This is a genomic window from Falsihalocynthiibacter sp. S25ZX9 (assembly GCF_041205405.1).
Classification (GTDB): Bacteria; Pseudomonadota; Alphaproteobacteria; order Rhodobacterales; family Rhodobacteraceae; genus Falsihalocynthiibacter; species Falsihalocynthiibacter arcticus.
In genome coordinates, this window is record NZ_JBGFCD010000011.1 from 13,441 (window position 1) to 30,349 (window position 16,909).

At 55.3% G+C, this 16,909-nt stretch carries 16 protein-coding genes; 8 read left to right on the top strand and 8 right to left on the bottom strand.

The window, feature by feature from the left end:
* Positions 1–10 precede the first annotated feature (10 nt).
* Positions 11–1,504 (bottom strand): divergent polysaccharide deacetylase family protein, encoded by a 1,494-nt coding sequence (locus AB9F29_RS13165; protein WP_369756006.1) that lies wholly within the window; start codon positions 1,502–1,504, stop codon positions 11–13.
* 181 nt (positions 1,505–1,685) lie between these two features.
* Here AB9F29_RS13165 and AB9F29_RS13170 point away from each other — a divergent pair, with 181 nt between their 5' ends.
* The 6 genes from AB9F29_RS13170 to lexA all read left to right on the top strand — a co-directional run bounded on the left by AB9F29_RS13170 (position 1,686) and on the right by lexA (position 6,722).
* Positions 1,686–2,282 (top strand): aminodeoxychorismate/anthranilate synthase component II, encoded by a 597-nt coding sequence (locus AB9F29_RS13170; protein WP_369756007.1) that lies wholly within the window; start codon positions 1,686–1,688, stop codon positions 2,280–2,282.
* Positions 2,279–3,295 (top strand): anthranilate phosphoribosyltransferase, encoded by a 1,017-nt coding sequence (trpD, locus tag AB9F29_RS13175; RefSeq protein ID WP_369756008.1) that lies wholly within the window; start codon positions 2,279–2,281, stop codon positions 3,293–3,295. The genes AB9F29_RS13170 and trpD overlap by 4 nt, the downstream gene beginning before the upstream one ends.
* A gap of 98 nt (positions 3,296–3,393) precedes the next feature.
* On the top strand, positions 3,394–4,203 hold the full coding sequence (gene trpC / locus AB9F29_RS13180) for an indole-3-glycerol phosphate synthase TrpC (protein WP_369756009.1): 810 nt from the start codon (positions 3,394–3,396) through the stop codon (positions 4,201–4,203).
* Complete coding sequence (moaC, locus tag AB9F29_RS13185; RefSeq protein WP_039002132.1) at positions 4,203–4,679, top strand: cyclic pyranopterin monophosphate synthase MoaC; 477 nt, start codon at positions 4,203–4,205, stop codon at positions 4,677–4,679. Before trpC ends, moaC begins: the two co-directional genes overlap by 1 nt.
* A 3-nt stretch (positions 4,680–4,682) precedes the next feature.
* The gene (gene glp / locus AB9F29_RS13190) at positions 4,683–5,855 is read left to right on the top strand and encodes a gephyrin-like molybdotransferase Glp (RefSeq protein WP_369756010.1); all 1,173 of its coding nucleotides are present in this window, start codon (positions 4,683–4,685) and stop codon (positions 5,853–5,855) included.
* 171 nt (positions 5,856–6,026) lie between these two features.
* On the top strand, positions 6,027–6,722 hold the full coding sequence (lexA, locus tag AB9F29_RS13195; RefSeq protein ID WP_369756011.1) for a transcriptional repressor LexA: 696 nt from the start codon (positions 6,027–6,029) through the stop codon (positions 6,720–6,722).
* On the opposite strand, the gene AB9F29_RS13200 is transcribed toward lexA, so the two are convergent.
* Positions 6,716–8,839 (bottom strand): ComEC/Rec2 family competence protein, encoded by a 2,124-nt coding sequence (locus tag AB9F29_RS13200; RefSeq protein ID WP_369756012.1) that lies wholly within the window; start codon positions 8,837–8,839, stop codon positions 6,716–6,718. The genes lexA and AB9F29_RS13200 overlap by 7 nt on opposite strands.
* Before the next feature lie 93 nt (positions 8,840–8,932).
* Here AB9F29_RS13200 and gltX point away from each other — a divergent pair, with 93 nt between their 5' ends.
* Entirely contained in the window at positions 8,933–10,330 is a 1,398-nt protein-coding gene (gene gltX / locus AB9F29_RS13205; RefSeq protein ID WP_369756013.1) for a glutamate--tRNA ligase, read from the top strand.
* A gap of 78 nt (positions 10,331–10,408) precedes the next feature.
* Positions 10,409–11,704, top strand: coding sequence for a citrate synthase (gene gltA, locus AB9F29_RS13210; protein ID WP_039002128.1), 1,296 nt, complete (start codon positions 10,409–10,411; stop codon positions 11,702–11,704).
* Between the two features lie 83 nt (positions 11,705–11,787).
* On the opposite strand, the gene AB9F29_RS13215 is transcribed toward gltA, so the two are convergent.
* From AB9F29_RS13215 to ccmE, 6 genes are all read right to left on the bottom strand, one after another.
* Positions 11,788–12,564 (bottom strand): enoyl-CoA hydratase-related protein, encoded by a 777-nt coding sequence (locus tag AB9F29_RS13215; RefSeq protein WP_369756014.1) that lies wholly within the window; start codon positions 12,562–12,564, stop codon positions 11,788–11,790.
* Between the two features lie 88 nt (positions 12,565–12,652).
* Positions 12,653–13,126 carry a cytochrome c-type biogenesis protein gene (locus AB9F29_RS13220; protein WP_335584195.1) on the bottom strand — a complete coding sequence of 158 codons (474 nt, stop codon included), beginning with the start codon at positions 13,124–13,126 and terminating at the stop codon, positions 12,653–12,655.
* A 3-nt stretch (positions 13,127–13,129) separates the two neighbouring features.
* On the bottom strand, positions 13,130–15,115 hold the full coding sequence (locus AB9F29_RS13225) for a heme lyase CcmF/NrfE family subunit (protein ID WP_369756015.1): 1,986 nt from the start codon (positions 15,113–15,115) through the stop codon (positions 13,130–13,132).
* 91 nt (positions 15,116–15,206) lie between these two features.
* Positions 15,207–15,776, bottom strand: coding sequence for a holin family protein (locus AB9F29_RS13230; RefSeq protein WP_369756016.1), 570 nt, complete (start codon positions 15,774–15,776; stop codon positions 15,207–15,209).
* A complete protein-coding gene (locus tag AB9F29_RS13235; protein ID WP_369756017.1) occupies positions 15,767–16,378 on the bottom strand; it encodes a holin-associated N-acetylmuramidase in 612 nt (203 codons plus the stop codon). Before AB9F29_RS13235 ends, AB9F29_RS13230 begins: the two co-directional genes overlap by 10 nt.
* A 90-nt stretch (positions 16,379–16,468) precedes the next feature.
* Positions 16,469–16,906 (bottom strand): cytochrome c maturation protein CcmE, encoded by a 438-nt coding sequence (gene ccmE, locus AB9F29_RS13240; protein WP_369756018.1) that lies wholly within the window; start codon positions 16,904–16,906, stop codon positions 16,469–16,471.
* Positions 16,907–16,909 lie beyond the last annotated feature (3 nt).

The window sequence follows — 16,909 nt, forward strand, 5'->3', positions numbered from 1 at the left end:
ACCGCTAAATTTACTGCGGCGCGACCTCAAGCAAAACAGCCGAGATTGGCGCGATTTGAACCGAGGACGGACGGTCAACCAACGCCCAGGCTTTGAGCGCCGTCAGGGCGGTCACATCCCCGGGTGCAGTTACAACTGCCGCGCCTTTTTGCGTCGCCCTGAATATTGCCCGATTGAAAATCGTCCGCAGACGGTCTTGGGTTTCTTCGGGGGTGATCCCATAGAAAATCTGCACATGCGGTACGCCCGTTTTACTCGCCAATTGTACGGCGGTGTTTAGGCCAACATTCTCGGCCACGAGGCCATAGCCCCGATCGTGCAAAATCGCGATAACATGCTGCCACAGGCTGCGACTTGTACGGGAGGCTGTCTCGGAGGGCATTTCCATCATCGCAACGGCCATTGGCAAGCTCACTTGATACTGCGCGAGGGTCACTTCGACGTCCTGCGGCGATGCGTTTTCCGGCAAGCTGGACAGCACAATAATTTCCGCTCCGGCGTCGTAATACTCATAGGCCCGTGCAGAAGCGCCTTCCGAGGTGGGGTCGATCCCAATGCTGAGGGGCACGCCGAAATCGGCAATCAGGGCCAAGCGGTCGGCGTCTTCGCTGCGATCATCGCCTTCCAAAAGAAGAATACCGATCAGGGGTTTTCCAGTGGCTTGAAAGGGCGCGCGATTGTCGCGCAAAGCGCTGGGTGGGGGTATTTCGATTGTGTCGCTCCGAGCCTCTTGTTCGTCGTCTTGTGATACGCTGGGAAGACGGTTGATGCGCACACTAGGGGCGCGATTTGCAAGGGCGTTTTCTTGGTCGTTGAAGGTCCCGACGGGCGTGCCGAATCCCTCGGTAACGACAGGACGTTCGGTGGCACGTGGAGGTTGCGGGCTTTCAAACTGAACGCTCGGCGGCCCGTCCTCAGATTCGGCGTTGGATTGGGTGCGTTCGGGTTTAGATTGGGGTTGGGGCTGGTTTTCCTGTGGCAAAACTGCGGTCGACTCTGCGGGTTGCTCAAGCGTGCGGGCAGCGGGTGACGCAGGTTGGGTTTGTTGAGCTTCGATGGGCGCAGCATTCTGGGTCAAAACATCTGACTGTTCTTCGCTCTGCGGCGCAGGAAGGCCGGTTGCCCCCTCGCTCACATCCACGGTGGGATCCACAAGGATGACGATTTCAGCTGGAGTTGTTTCAAGCGGTGTTTGCACGGGTTTGGGCAAAGCGGGATCCACCACAATCGCGGGCGTGGTGGTGACAAGATCAGGCTCTGCTGGTGTTTCTTCAACGGCAGGCGTCTGCGGTGCATCTTGGGTTTGAACGGGGCTTTCGGATTGCGCGGCCTCAACCTCAGCGGGCACTTCTGGCGCCGCAACTTCTGGCGCGTCTTCTTGGCCCACAATTGGCGCCTCGGAATATTTCGCAGGATCAACATCAGGCGCAACAACAACTGCCACCACAATCAATGCCAATGCACAGGCCAACCCCAGCAATGCACCCTTTAACACTCCACCCATAGGTCCCGTCCTTTTGCCTGTATCGGCATGCTCTATCGGCCAATTTCCCCAAGTTTACAATGGTTCAAACATCAATTACTCACCGAATTCCTCGGTTAAGCCCTTGACCCTTGGGCGGCTCTCTGAACAACTATACCGCGATGATTGCGGGGAACCACCCCCTATTCCTAAAGGTGACAAAATGCTCCTGTTGATTGATAATTATGACAGCTTTACCTATAATTTGGTCCATTATTTGGGCGAATTAGGCGCAAATGTTAAAGTTATTCGCAATGATGACATGAGTGCGGTGGAGGCCATGGCTCTGCGTCCCGAAGCGATCTTGCTTTCGCCCGGTCCGCGCACCCCTGATAAGGCGGGCATTTGTTTGGATATGGTCAAAGCGGCCGCCGATGTGGAAATGCCCCTGATGGGGGTCTGTTTAGGGCACCAAGCGATTGGCGAGGCCTTTGGCGGTGATGTGATCCGCTGCCACGAAATAGTGCATGGCAAAATGGGCGCGATGCACCACGACAACACGGGCGTTTTCGCGGGGTTGCCAAGCCCATTTAAAGCCACGCGCTATCACTCACTGGTGGTTGATCCGGCCACCCTGCCCGCCAGTCTCGTCGCCAACGCGCGGCTTGAGGATGGCACGATTATGGGGCTGCATCACGCCACCTTGCCGATCCACGGTGTTCAATTCCACCCCGAGAGTATTGCCAGCGAACACGGTCATGCCCTGCTGAAAAACTTCCTCAATCTGCTCCCCTCCACACAGGAGCGCGCAGTCGCATGAGTGAAGCCATGAAGCCCCTGATTGCTGCCGCCGCGGAACGGTCCTTGAACCCTGAAGAAGCGCGCGCAGCTTTTGAAATCCTGTTCACGGGCGAAGCCACCCCAAGCCAAATCGGCGGCTTCCTAATGGCGCTGCGCACACGCGGCGAGACGGTCACCGAATACGCCGCCGCCGCCACGGTCATGCGCGAAAAATGTAACCCCGTGACCGCGCCCGATGGGGCGATTGATATCGTGGGAACCGGCGGAACCGGCAAGCCAACCTTGCAAATCTCCACCGCCAGCGCCTTCGTTGTTGCGGGCGCGGGGGTCGTTGTGGCCAAACATGGCAATCGCAAATTATCCTCAAACTCTGGAGCTGCGGATTCCCTGACGCAAAATGGCGTTGAAGTGATGGTCGGCCCCGCGGTTGTCGAGCGCGCCCTCAAGGAAGCGGGCATTGCCTTTATGATGGCACCGATGCACCACCCCGCCACCAAACACGTCATGCCCACCCGCTCGGAATTGGGCACCCGCACAATCTTCAACATCCTCGGCCCTTTGACCAACCCAGCGGGCGTAAAACTGCAATTAACCGGCGCGTTTAGCCGCGATTTGATCCGGCCTATGGCGGAAACGCTGCTGCGCTTGGGCACAAAACGCGCGTGGTTGGTGCATGGATGCGACTGCACGGATGAGCTGTCGATTACGGGCGTGAGTTGGGTCGCAGAAGTGCGCGATGGCCGGATATTCGAATTCGAAGTGCGGCCAGAAGATGCGGGCCTACCGACCCACCCATTTTCTGCGATCACGGGTGGCACCCCGCAAGAAAACGGCGATGCCCTCGCTGCCCTGTTGGCGGGAGATAAATCCGCCTATCGTGATGCGGTCTTGCTGAATTCGGCCGCCGCCTTGGTCATCGCAGGAAAATGCAATACATTGCGCGACGGTGTAGCCTTGGCTGCGGATTCGATCGACAGTGGCAAAGCGATCAAGAAGCTGATAAAATTGGCTAAAATTACTTCAGGGGTCTAGGCTTTCCCGCCGCATTTTCCCTGGTTTTTTGCGCGATTAAATCTTGGGAATGTACCTTTAAAGTTGCCCGCCGCCCTACCAAGGAATAGATAGAATTTATGAGCACAGTATTAGACAAAATCAAAGCCTATAAACTTGAGGAAATCGCCGCCGACAAGGTCGCGACACCCCTCGCCGAGATTGAAGCCCAAGCCAAATCCGCACCACCAACGCGCGGTTTTGCTTCCAGCTTGTTTCGCGCCACCCAACAAGGGTATGCACTGATTGCCGAGATCAAAAAAGCGAGCCCCTCCAAAGGGTTGATCCGAGAAGACTTTGACCCTGCCGCCCTTGCGCAAGCCTATGAAAAAGGCGGCGCAACCTGTCTGTCCGTCCTGACGGACACGCCGAGTTTCCAAGGCGAGAAGGTGTTTTTGACCCAAGCACGTTCGGCAACCGAACTTCCCGTACTGCGCAAAGACTTTATGTATGACACCTATCAAGTGGCCGAGGCCCGCGCGCTCCATGCCGACGCCATTCTGATCATCATGGCCACCGTTTCCGACGCCCAAGCCGCCGAACTTGAAGCGGCCGCAGTTGAATGGGACATGGACGTGTTAATCGAAGTCCACAACGAAGAAGAATTGGAACGCGCCGCCTTCCTTGACTCGCCCTTAATTGGCATCAACAACCGCGACCTCAAAACCTTCGAGACAACGCTCGACACCACGCGCAACCTTTCCAAATTGGTGCCCGCGGGACGCACGATTGTTTCCGAAAGCGGCTTGTCCAACGCCAAGGATTTGGCCGATTTGGCCCGTTACGGCGCGCGCACATTCCTGATTGGCGAAGCTTTGATGCGCCAAAAAGATGTCGAGCATGCGACACGGACGTTGCTCGCCAACCCGCCCATGCCCTCGGGTTTTTAATGGCGGGTCTGACGCATTTTGATGGGGACGGACATGCGCATATGGTGGATGTCTCCGACAAGGCTGTCACTAGCCGCGTCGCCACGGCGCTGGGTCATGTCAAAATGCTGCCTGAAACCCTTGCCATAATCACAGAGGGCCGCGCGAAAAAGGGCGATGTCCTTGGCGTCGCACGGCTGGCGGGAATTATGGGGGCAAAACGCACCTCCGATTTGATCCCGCTGTGCCATCCGCTTCCAATCACCAAAGTGTCGGTGGAACTGACGCCTGACCCCGCTTTGCCAGGGGTGCAAATCTCGGCGACGGTGAAAACCACGGGGCAAACGGGCATCGAAATGGAAGCCCTCACGGCGGTCTCGGTGACCGCGCTCACCCTCTATGACATGGTCAAAGCGGTTGAAAAAACCATGGTCATCGGCGACATTCGACTGGTGATGAAATCCGGTGGTAAATCCGGCCTTTTTGAAGCGGAATAACCCATGATTTCAGTTGAAGAGGCGCTCGCAAAGACATTGAATTTGGTTAGCGAGCTTGAGGTGGAATCCGTCCCGCTTCAGGAAGCCGCAGGACGTGTTTTGGCCCGCGATATCGTCGCCACCCGCAGCCAGCCCCCTTTCGCCAGCAGCGCCATGGACGGCTATGCGGTCAAGGGTGTCGAAGTCGAGCCATATGCGATGTTTTCCGTCATCGGCGAGGCCGCAGCGGGGCACGGATTTTCAGGCAACGTTGGCGCGGGCGAAGCGGTCCGCATTTTTACCGGCGCGCCGATCCCCAAAGGCGCAGATTACGTTATCATCCAAGAAGATGTCGCCGTGCGTGGCAAGTTGATCACCCTTGATAGCGAGATCGAAAATCACGATTACGTCCGCCCTCTTGGCGATGATTTCGCCGCTGGCGACCGCATTCAAGCGCCGCGCGTGTTACGCGCAGGCGATATCGCCCTCGCCGCCTCGATGAACGCCCCCACACTCCAAGTTTACCGCCGCCCGATCGTGGCCCTTATCGCTACAGGCGACGAGCTGGTTATTCCCGGCGAAGTCCCGGGACCGGACCAAATCATCGCGAGCAACAGTTTTGGCCTCAAAGCGATGTTGGAGGAAGCCGGCGCACAGGTTCGCCTGCTTCCCATCGCGCGCGATACAAAACCCAGCCTGACCCAAGCCTTCACCTTGGCGAAATCCGCCGATTTGGTCGTCACCATTGGCGGCGCGTCGGTGGGCGACCATGATTTGGTCGCAGATGTCGCGGCGGAATTGGGCATGGAACGCGCGTTTTACAAAATCGCCATGCGGCCCGGAAAACCCTTAATGGCGGGGCGCGTTTTGGACGTGCCTATGGTTGGCCTTCCCGGAAATCCGGTATCCTCGATGGTCTGTGGACAGATCTTCCTCGTGCCAATGATCCGCAAAATGATGGGCCATCCGGATGTGCTGCCGCGTGAGTTAACGGCCAAATCAACCCAAGACATGCCCGCAAACGGACCTCGCGCCCATTATATGCGCGCAATTATTTCGGAAGACGGCATCACCCCGCTTTTGCGCCAAGACAGCGGCCTGCTGACCGTTTTATCGGCAGCAAACGCCCTCCTAATCCGCGCCCCTCATGCGGGAAAAATCGACGCCGGCGCGATTGTCTCTTACTTGCCAATCTAAATACGCGCGTCACACGGTTGACACAAAACAAGAACATGGGTAGAACATAGGAGAACACAGGCGAAATTCGCGTGTGTTAACAATTGAATGCCCATCGTGCTGTGCCGCCCGCACACCCAAAGCTCGTAACATTGGCCTTTGAATGTTGGCCACGGCAAGAGGATGAGACAGATGCTGACGAAAAAACAATTGGAATTATTGGCTTTCATCGACAAACGGGTTGAGCGCGATGGCGTTCCCCCCTCGTTTGATGAAATGAAAGATGCCCTTAATCTTCGCTCCAAATCCGGCATTCACCGCTTGATTACGGCGCTTGAGCAGCGTGGATTTATTCGTCGGCTTGCGCACCGTGCCCGCGCCATCGAAATTGTGAAACGTCCGAATGTCCTTGAAAATCAACGCCAGAGCAGTTTTTCACCGCGTGTTATCGAGGGCGACCGCCCCGAGACGCCCGCAGCGGCGATTGACATCAAACAATCCTATGCGATTGAATTGCCCGTTATGGGACGCATCGCAGCAGGGACACCCATTGAGGCCATTTCGGAACAATCGCACAGCGTGGCCGTTCCCGGCCAGATGATCTCAAGCTCTGGGCATCACTACGCCCTTGAAGTCAAAGGGGATTCCATGATCGACGCGGGGATCAACAATGGCGACGTGGTGGTCATTCGTGAAACCAGCGACGCTGAAAACGGCGATATCGTTGTGGCCCATGTCGAAGGCTATGAGGCGACTTTGAAACGGTTCCGCCGCAAAGGGGATATGATCGCCCTTGAGGCCGCGAACCCCGCTTATGAGACCCGTGTTTTGCCCGCAGGCCACGTGAAAGTTCAAGGGAAGCTCGTCGGGCTGATTAGAACCTATTGAGTTTTCTGCGTTATTTTTGAGGAATTATTGGCGTCGCTCTTTTTAAATGAGCGGCGCTTTTTCTTTTCAACGGGCGACCATAGGCGCTGCCCTTCGAGTTGATGTGCGGTGATCATTTTAAGACCCGACGGAGTTTGATACACAGCAATGCTCCCTGTTTTGCGCAACGTTATGGGATCAATAAGCATACACCCCTCCAGCGGCTCGCTTTTGACGTTGGTGACAACCAAATCATGGGTTCGACACCCCGCCTCAAGCAGTTCATTCGCCTTTTTACCCGAAAGCTGGAGGATGCTATATCCGTTAAATTCCGTTGAAACCTTACCTTTCGCACGCTCAAATTTTCCGCGCTCGGACGCGACCAACTGCGCGCTCCCGTCTCCGTCGTTTTCAAGCCAACTGTCGGCGACAAAACTCGCCCCTTTGGCTTTGCTTAACGCGCGCCCCTGTGGTGTCATCACACCCACAAGCGTGCCGGTGTCAGAAATCAGGATGTCTGGACGGGTTGTTTGGCTCCATATGGCAAATCCGCCAATAAGAAGTGGCACGCCCAACAAACGCCCATATCCCCGCCAAATGATCAAAATGACACCGCCCAAAGCAAGCAAGGGCAGGACGATGGGATCGGGCGTCACCACCAATCGCAAGGCCCCTTCGAGATGCGATACGCGCTCGGCAACTTCAAGAATCCACCAAATACCCCAGCGCATGACCTCCAGCGCCAGCCCCTGCAAACCAAAGGGCACGAGCAACACCGCCACCACCGCGGCAGGCATGACCAAAACCCCCATAAGGGGAACGGTAATGACATTAGCGATCAGCCCGTATTGCGCGATTTGGTTGAAATGCACGGCTGCAATTGGGGCCGTTGCGAGGCCCGCGATGAAGGATGAAAGCACAACGGCGAGCGCGCCACGCAGGAATTTGGGAATCGGGAGGGAAGGAAAATCCCGCATCGCGCCAAAAACGGCCACCAAGGCTGCCGTCGCCGCAAAACTCATCTGAAATCCAGGACCAGTGAGGCTCTCAGGCTGAAGGACAAGGATAATAATCGCGGCAATGGCGACGGCACGCAACGTCAGCGCCCGCCGATTGAGCAGGATCGCGGACAGCATCACCGAGACCATAATGAAGGCGCGAATGGTCGCCACATTGCCGCCCGACATCGCCAAATAACCCGCCCCAAAGGTCAGAGCGACGAGCGCCGCAACTTTTTTAACTGGAACACGCATGGAAACGCTCGGGAAAAACGCGAAAATAATCCGCACGGCCGCGAAAACAAACCCCGTCAACATCCCCATATGGAGTCCCGAAATGGCAAGCAGATGTGCGAGATTACTGTTGCGCAGGTTTTGGAGGGTGGCGCGCGACATATCGGAGCGATCCCCTGTTAAAATCGCGGCGGCAAATGTCCCTTCCTCGCCGGGGATGGCCGCTTGAACGGCGGTCGAAATTTTGCGCCGAAAACGGTTTATCAAGAGGCCCGCTTTCCCGTGACGTGCAGCAGTCAAGGCGAGAACGGGGCTGCGGGTATAGCCAACCGCACCAAGCCCTTGAAACCATGCCATTTTGCGAAAGTTAAACCCGCCCGGTTCCACCGCACCCGAGGGCGGCGAAAGATGGCCCGAGAGGATGACCGTCAAGCCAAGATCCAGAGCAATGAACCCCTGATCGCCGTGCAAGCTAACGCGCACCTTGCTTGGCGTGCGTTCAGGCGATAAATTGTCGAGAATGACGCGATCGAGCGTCAGGCGGGTTGCTTCTGAGGCGGAGCGATCAATCTTGATGATCCGCCCTTGAATAGGGCCGTAATAACGAAACGTAAGTACCGGTTCTGAAACGGCATGACTGCGCGCACCGGCGAGTAAAACGCCAGAGAATACCAGCGCGATGGCCAACAGAAACGGTGCAAAGTTCTCGCGGATGGTGGAAGCCGTGAGAAATAATCCAACAGTCACAAGGACAAGCAAACCATAATGTGCGATATTGGGCTCAAACCTTAGGGCAAAATATAGCCCGATCCCCATACTTAAAAATACAGGCACCCAAGGGAACAGGTGCCCCCTCTGCCCCGCAATTAGAGGCTGTGTTTTCCAACTCTGCAGGTTAATCTGCACGTTACGATTCTGCCTTCTTGTCCTTCGGGCCATGGCGGCCTAAAACCTGCCTTAAGTCTTTCCACATCTTGGTTTCTAGAAAGTTAATGCCCCATGTCTCACGTCGTCACCCGCATCGCTCCTTCCCCCACTGGCTATATGCATATCGGGACGGCGCGCACGGCGTTGTTTAACTGGCTTTATGCGCGGGGACGGGGTGGAAAATTTCTGCTGAGGATCGAGGATACGGACCGCGCGCGCTCAACCCCTGAGGCGTCTGAGGCCATTCTGCGCGGCATGGCGTGGCTTGGGTTGGACTTTGATGGAGAGGCCGTTAGCCAGTTTGAGCAGGCCGCGCGTCACCGCGAAGTTGCTCTTGAAATGCTGGCCAAAGGTGCCGCTTATAAGTGTTTCTCTACTCAGGACGAGATAGCCGCTTTCCGCGCCGAAGCGCAGGCGGACAAACGCTCGACCCTTTTTCACAGCCCTTGGCGCGATATCCCCGCCTCCGAACATCCCGATTTGCCCTTTGTTATCCGCCTCAAGGCGCCGCGTGATGGCCAGACGGTCATTCACGACGAAGTTCAAGGCGACGTGACCTTTCAAAACGCCGATCTCGACGACATGATTTGTTTACGTTCCGACGGTACACCGACCTATATGCTGGCTGTGGTTGTAGATGATTATGATATGGGCGTGACCCATGTAATTCGGGGGGACGACCACCTCGCCAATGCCGCACGTCAGTCGCATATCTATCACGCGATGGGATGGTCCCTGCCCGTTTACGCGCATATTCCCCTTATTCACGGCCCTGACGGCAAGAAATTGTCGAAACGCCACGGGGCGACGGGCGTCGAAGAATACCAAGAAATGGGCTACCTCGCGGCGGGCATGCGCAACTATCTCGCACGACTTGGCTGGAGCCACGGCAACGACGAGTTTTTCACCGATGCCCAAGCTTTGGAGTGGTTTGACACCAATGGGATTGGCAAATCACCGTCCCGTTTGGATTTCAAGAAACTCGACAATATTAGTGGCCAGCATTTTGCCGTCGCGGACGATGCTGCACTGCTGCAAGAAATGTCAGAATATCGCGCGGTACAGGGCGAAATTCCCTTTGATGAGACAACAAACGCGATGTTTTTGACGGCGATGTATTGCCTAAAGGATCGCGCGAAGAAGTTCGGTGATCTCGTTGATAAAGCACACTTTATTACCGTGAACACACCAATAATCCCCGATGAAAAATCGGCAAAAAACCTTGATGATGTATCCCGTGGTATACTGATGGAATTGACGCCGCAGTTGCAAAATGCTACTTGGGACCGAGAGACTCTAGAGGCCATCGTGGCCGGGGTCGCTGAGGCTCATGAAATTGGCCTAGGTAAAATAGCAGCGCCCCTTCGCGCCGCTCTGGCGGGACGGACGGCAACCCCCAGTGTATTTGACATGATGCTCGTGTTGGGCCGCGATGAAACCATCGCTAGACTCACACAAGCATCCAACTAAGAGTGGGTTTCTCCCTCTTTTGGAACGTTAACATTTGGTCCGCATGATCCGCATGGGACCGATTTGAGAGGAACTAAAATGGTAGAGAGCACTAAAAGCGCGACGCTGACAATTGACGGAAAATCCTATGATTTGCCGATTTACAGCCCCACCGCAGGGCCGGACGTTATCGATATTCGCAAATTATATGCCCAATCTGGCATGTTCACGTTTGACCCTGGCTTCACGTCGACGGCCTCCTGCGAATCCGACATCACCTTCATTGATGGCGCCAAAGGTGAACTATTGCACCGTGGCTATCCCATTGACCAGCTTGCCGAAAAATCTCATTACCTCGAGGTGTGCTATCTGCTTCTTTATGGTGAATTGCCAACGGCCCCCGAAATGGAAGACTTTGAGAGCCGCGTGACGAATCACACGATGGTCCACGAACAAATGCACAATTTCTTCCGTGGGTTCCGTCGCGACGCGCACCCAATGGCGACTTTGGTGGGCGTTGTTGGTGCGATGTCGGCGTTTTATCACGACTCAACCGATATCAACGACCTGATGCAGCGCGAAATTGCATCGGTGCGGATGATTGCCAAACTGCCGACTATTGCTGCGATGGCTTATAAGTATTCCATTGGTCAGCCGTTCGTTTATCCGCGCAACGATCTGGATTACGCGTCAAACTTCTTGCACATGTGTTTCGCGGTTCCCGCGGAATCCTATGAGGTGAACCCCATTCTGGCCCGCGCAATGGACCGTATTTTCACGCTCCACGCAGACCACGAGCAAAACGCCTCCACATCAACCGTGCGTCTTGCCGGTTCCTCTGGTGCTAACCCCTTCGCCTGTGTCGCAGCGGGCATCGCCTGTCTTTGGGGGCCAGCTCACGGCGGCGCAAACCAAGCTTGCCTTGAGATGCTACAAGAAATTGGCACCGTCGATCGCATTCCAGAATTTATCGCGCGCGCCAAAGACAAGAACGATCCCTTCCGCCTTATGGGCTTTGGCCACCGCGTATACAAAAACTTCGATCCCCGCGCGACCGTGATGAAGAAATCGGCGGATGAAGTTCTTGAATTGCTGGGCGTTGAAAACAATCCAACTCTGCAGGTCGCCAAAGAACTCGAACGCCAAGCTTTGAACGACCCATATTTCACCGAGAAAAAGCTCTTCCCAAATGTGGATTTCTATTCTGGCATCATCCTCGAAGCGATGGGTTTCCCAACGTCGATGTTCACACCAATCTTTGCGCTCAGCCGTACCGTTGGTTGGATTTCGCAGTGGAAAGAAATGATCGGCGATTCCCAGCTGAAAATCGGTCGCCCGCGCCAGCTTTATACTGGTGCAACACGGCGGGACTATACCGACGTCGAAACGCGCTAAGCGGGTTCAGTCACAAAGAAAAAAGCGCCTCCAAGTGGGGCGCTTTTTTTTGTTTCTAACAATGGATACTTTCTGAGCGGGGATTATCGACCCTCAAATTTCGCTGTGCGTTTTTCCAGAAAGGCAACGACGCCTTCTTTGAAATCTCGGCTTTGTCCCGCACGTCCCTGAAGCTTGGCTTCAAGCGACAACTGCTCGTCCAAAGTATTGTCAAAACTGGCCCGTAGCGCTTCTTTGATGTGCGCGTAGGCTTGGGTCGGACCCTTGGCTAGGGTTTGCGCCCGTGCATTCCAGTGCCCCGCAAAATCTTCATCTGCGACGGCCTCAAAAATCATCCCCATGTCGCTGGCCTCTTCGGCAGTGATAGGCTCGGCAAAAAGCGCCGCCCCCATCGCCTTCGCAATGCCGATTTGTTTAGGCAGCCAATAGGTGCCCCCTGCGTCTGGGATGAGACCAATGCGCGCAAAAGCTTGCAGAAACACAGCACTTTCCGTTGCAATCACCACGTCGCAGGCCAGTGCAATATTAGCACCCGCGCCTGCCGCCGCACCATTTACAGCTGCCAAAGTGGGCACAGGGCACTCGTAAATCGCCCGCAATAGGGGCTCATATTCGTCGCGCAACGTCCGCTCTAAATCCGCATTTGCCGCTGAGACTTTATCGCCAAGGTCCTGCCCCGCGCAAAAGGCGCGCCCCTGCCCTGTCAAAACCACAGCCCGCGCGTTGAGTCCCATATCTAACAGGGCATGGGTCAGTTCAGCCCGCATGAGGGGGTTGAGCGCATTCATAACATCAGGGCGATTCATGGCAATAACAGCCAGCCCATCCCGCAGGCTCACTCGGATCATTTGATAGTTCATTGCAGGCTCCCTTGCCGATTTCCCTAAAGGTAGTGAACCAATGGGTTCAGAAAAAGGGCAACCTAGCGTAAATCTTTTAAAAATGGCGTTATCGGTTAATAATATCGTCCAAGCGGGCTGTTTCTTCCTCGGAGAGGTTGTCGACAGCCGGGTTTGATCCGTTTTCCTGCCGCCGCGCCGAGCGCCGCAAAAAAGTCACGGCAACCCCAAAAGCCAACAAAAACATCGCCGGTCCGGCAAACCACAAAAACAGGTTCATGCCCGTTTTTGTGGGGCTCAGGAGCGCAAATTCGCCATAACGATCAACGATATAGGCGACGGTTTGGTCGTCAGTGTCCCCTGCAACCAAACGTTCCCGCACAGCAAGGCGCAAATCGCGGGCGATGTCGGCACTGCTTACGTCGATGTTCTCGTTTTGGCATTGCATGCAGCGCAGCCCTTTGGAAATTTCCCGTGCACGCGCCTCCAAAACGGGGTCACTTAGCATCTCGTTGGGCTCAACGGCCCCCGCTTGAAAAACGGGAAGCATAAGAAGAATGACGACCAATATGATTTTTTTCATCGATTACTCCGCAGCCTGAGGTGCGACAGGGATCAACTTGCGCCGTGACACAGCCCCCACACGATACCGTCGATCCGACAGGCTCAATCCACCGCCAAACGCCATGATGATCGCCCCCGCCCAAATCCAATTCGCGAAGGGTTTGATATAAGTGCGAACCGCCCAACCACCATCGATTTGCGGATCGCCAATCACAACATAAATGTCGCGCAAAAAGCCATTGTCGATCGCGGCTTCGGTCGTGGGCATGCCTTGAACAGGATATACCCGTTTTTCGGGGTACAGCACAGCCACCGTCTTCCCAGCCTTACTTACCTGCATTTCCGCCAAGATTGTGGAATAATTCGGGCCTTGCCCCTGCGTGACATCCGCCAAGGTTATCTCATAGGCGCCCACTGTGAAGGGTTCGCCAACTTGGGTGACGCGGATGTCTTCTTGCTCCCATGCCGTCAGCATCGAAATCCCCAAAATCGTAACGCCAAACCCCGAGTGAGCAACGCTACGCCCCCAATCCCCGCGCGGGAGACGAAGCATGCGCCCAAGGCGCTCTTGAATGGATTGTCGTTTGCTTCCCGTACGTTGCCAAAGGTCCGTTGCGGCACCAACCAAGACCCACGACCCAAGGAACACGCCGATGGGGGCCATAATGCTGCGTTCTGATTGAATGGCCCAAACCAAAAGCGCCAAGGCAACAGCGAGCAGCAACCCTGCGCGTAGCGGGCGCAAGGCTTTGGACAGCTTCGCACGTTTCCACGGCAGGAGCGGCCCAATCGGCAGCAACAAGGCAATCGCGATAACAAAAGGGGTAAAGGCCGTGTCAAAAAACGGCGCCCCAACCGAGAGTTTGCGATCAAAGAACAACTCCGCAATCAGCGGCCAAATCGTCCCGACAAACACCACGAAACTGGCGACAGCCAACAGGATATTATTGAAAACAAGGGCGCTTTCGCGGCTCACGACGCCAAAAACGCCTTTGCTCGAAAGGACATTGGCGCGCGCAGCAAACAGCGTGAGAGCCCCGCCCATAAACAACCCAAGCAATGCGAGGATAAACACTCCGCGTTCAGGGTCGGTCGCAAAGGCATGCACTGACGTCAAAACACCAGAGCGCACGATAAACGTACCGATCAGGGAGAAGCCAAACGCCAGAATTGCCAGCAAAATTGTCCACGCCTTGAGGCTTTCGCGTTTCTCAACAACCACCGCAGAGTGCAGCAGGGCCGCCGCAATCAACCAAGGCATAAAGCTTGCGTTTTCAACAGGATCCCAGAACCAATAGCCGCCCCAGCCGAGTTCGTAATAGGCCCACCAAGAGCCAAGCGCGATGCCGATTGTGAGAAATATCCACGCCGCCAAAGTCCACGGGCGCACCCACCGACCCCATGCCGCATCAACCCGCCCTTCGATGAGCGCAGCAACGGCAAAACTAAACGCCATGCTGAGGCCAACATATCCGAGATATAAAAACGGGGGGTGAAACGCGAGTCCGGGGTCTTGGAGCAGTGGGTTGAGGTCTCCGCCATCAAAGGGCGGCACGGCAACTCGCGTGAAGGGATTCGACGTAAAGAGGATAAACGCGTAGAAACCAACGCCAATCGCCCCCTGAACCGCTAAAACACGGGCGCGCAGAGTTGCGGGCAAATTGTCACCAAACCATGCAGCACAGGCCCCAAAGCCGGCCAAAATAAGCACCCAAAGCAACATGGAGCCTTCATGGTTGCCCCAAACTCCCGCAACTTTATACAACATTGGCTTAAGGGTGTGTGAATTCTCGATCACCAGTTTCAGCGAAAAATCGGAGGTGACAAACGCATAGGTCAAAGCCAGAAAGGCATAGAAAACCAACAAAAACTGGGCCGTTGCAGCGGCAGACCCCACGGCCATCCACCCACTCCAGCCTTTATGCGCCCCGATAAGGGGAACCGTCGCTTGGACAAGTGACAACAAAAAGGCGAGGATAAGGGCGACATGGCCAAGTTCAATAATCATGCGGCGAATATGGCGACTCTTTCCCCTTTGATCAACGCAATACGCACGGTTTTACCCGCGCGTAATGTCACATTTAGATGATAGGTTCTGTTTAGGCTTTTGCCATCCGCCACGCACTCAACGCGGCATTTGCATCGGGAGTTAAAGCTTCGCTCGCCTCTTCAGGCTTTGCTCGGGCAACGCCTGGACTGGTTGGTGCTAGGTGGCGCAATTCCTCAAGGTTGCTCAAGACTTGCGGCACCCGCACCATCGTATCCGTTAACGACTGTTGAAATTGATACGATTTCACTTGATGGCGGGCGCCAAAGTAAAACGACACAATCACCCCAAGAAGCCACCAAAGCGGTTCTGGCACTAAAACAAGCCCCTGCATTCGACTGGCAAACCAAATGGGATCGACCATCGAACTCACGAACAATCCCAAAATCCCAATCGCCATCGCGGGTCTTGGGAGTCGGTTCAACCCATCCATAAAACGATCGAAGCCGCCTTGCCTTGGCTGCGCAAACTCGGCTGCATGTTGGGAAAGGGCCTGCCCTTGCAAATTGGTGGCCCGTTGTGCACCGGCCTCGGCATTCTCGCGAAAGACTTCTGCGGTTTCACGGACAATATTACGACCACCGCCAAAAAGCATTGAAAAGACAGTATTTATCAACCCCATGACGATGTCCTCGCTGTGTGTTCGGCTGGCGAAAGGTGATATTGTTTTCCGATGAAATGTTCCGCGCGGATAATCCATCCACCTTTGCCACCATCGTTGCGTCGGGCGTATTTGCGACTGGCTGGGCGGGCATCCGCGAGGCGGTAATAATAATTGCGCCGCGCGATTCCATAGGCATCCGCGATATAATCTGGTGCCATTTCATAAGCTTTTTCCGCCGCGGCAATCGTCTGTGGACCAACCGCGCCATCGACGTCCACTTCAAGCCCCATTTCAAGCAGCAACCGTTGCAAGACCTTCACGGCATTGCTCCCCGCATTAACATACATGTCAAACACGGTGGCCTGTAACACGCTAGGAAGGTTGGATAAGTTAGGTCGGAGAAAGTAATGTTCAACGAAAACAGACTGCGCGTCTTGACGGGTCAGCGCTTTGACATCGGCGATATCTACGATGCCATCTCGGGTCAAATCCATGCCCAAACGTTTCAGCGTGTGGATGGTGACCCCAAACTTCGTCGCCCCCCCCGGATCATCAGGGTCGTTCACGAACCCGCCTTCGCGGGCGACGATTTCTTTGGCGATTTCTTGGACTGCTTGCACGATACCCCCAGCTCTGAGGGATCAGTCCCTCACCCGAGAGATTCGCAATAATCAGTTTATAATCTGGCAGGGGTGCGAACGTTGCGTGCGCTATTCGCCTTGGTAAACGCCTTGTTCCTTAAGGGCGTCGATAACCTCTTTCGGCATGTAGGTCTCGTCGTGTTTCGCAAGTATTTCAGTAGCTTGAAAGACGCCGCTCACGTAAGAACCCGTGCCAATCATTCCCTGATTTTCGCTAAACAGATCCGGCAACACTCCGTTGAAAGCGGCGGGAATATCCGCGCCACCATCGGTCACTGTGAACCGAATTTCTTGTCCGACTCCGCGTTCGATACTACCTTCAAGCACCAATCCCCCAATGCGAAATACCTCGCTCGGTGCGGGCGGTTCCGCGAGAATTTGAGAAGGCGAGCGAAAGAAATTGATCCCATCGCGCATCGCATAGCCAATCAATCCCGTCGCCAAAATGAGCGCAACAATGGCGAGGGCAATGACTTGGATTCTACGGGTTTTTTTAAGACTTTTCATTGG

Excerpts from the sequence above, each read along its gene's own strand:
- trpC (WP_369756009.1), top strand. The coding sequence starts at position 3,394 with ATGAGCACAGTATTAGACAAAATCAAAGCCTATAAACTTGAGGAAATC.
- moaC (WP_039002132.1), top strand. The coding sequence starts at position 4,203 with ATGGCGGGTCTGACGCATTTTGATGGGGACGGACATGCGCATATGGTG.
- trpD (WP_369756008.1), top strand. The coding sequence starts at position 2,279 with ATGAGTGAAGCCATGAAGCCCCTGATTGCTGCCGCCGCGGAACGGTCC.
- AB9F29_RS13165 (WP_369756006.1), bottom strand. The coding sequence starts at position 1,504 with ATGGGTGGAGTGTTAAAGGGTGCATTGCTGGGGTTGGCCTGTGCATTG.
- AB9F29_RS13230 (WP_369756016.1), bottom strand. The coding sequence starts at position 15,776 with ATGGGGTTGATAAATACTGTCTTTTCAATGCTTTTTGGCGGTGGTCGT.
- gltA (WP_039002128.1), top strand. The coding sequence starts at position 10,409 with ATGGTAGAGAGCACTAAAAGCGCGACGCTGACAATTGACGGAAAATCC.
- AB9F29_RS13170 (WP_369756007.1), top strand. The coding sequence starts at position 1,686 with ATGCTCCTGTTGATTGATAATTATGACAGCTTTACCTATAATTTGGTC.
- glp (WP_369756010.1), top strand. The coding sequence starts at position 4,683 with ATGATTTCAGTTGAAGAGGCGCTCGCAAAGACATTGAATTTGGTTAGC.
- AB9F29_RS13215 (WP_369756014.1), bottom strand. The coding sequence starts at position 12,564 with ATGAACTATCAAATGATCCGAGTGAGCCTGCGGGATGGGCTGGCTGTT.
- ccmE (WP_369756018.1), bottom strand. The coding sequence starts at position 16,906 with ATGAAAAGTCTTAAAAAAACCCGTAGAATCCAAGTCATTGCCCTCGCC.
- lexA (WP_369756011.1), top strand. The coding sequence starts at position 6,027 with ATGCTGACGAAAAAACAATTGGAATTATTGGCTTTCATCGACAAACGG.
- AB9F29_RS13220 (WP_335584195.1), bottom strand. The coding sequence starts at position 13,126 with ATGAAAAAAATCATATTGGTCGTCATTCTTCTTATGCTTCCCGTTTTT.
- gltX (WP_369756013.1), top strand. The coding sequence starts at position 8,933 with ATGTCTCACGTCGTCACCCGCATCGCTCCTTCCCCCACTGGCTATATG.
- AB9F29_RS13225 (WP_369756015.1), bottom strand. The coding sequence starts at position 15,115 with ATGATTATTGAACTTGGCCATGTCGCCCTTATCCTCGCCTTTTTGTTG.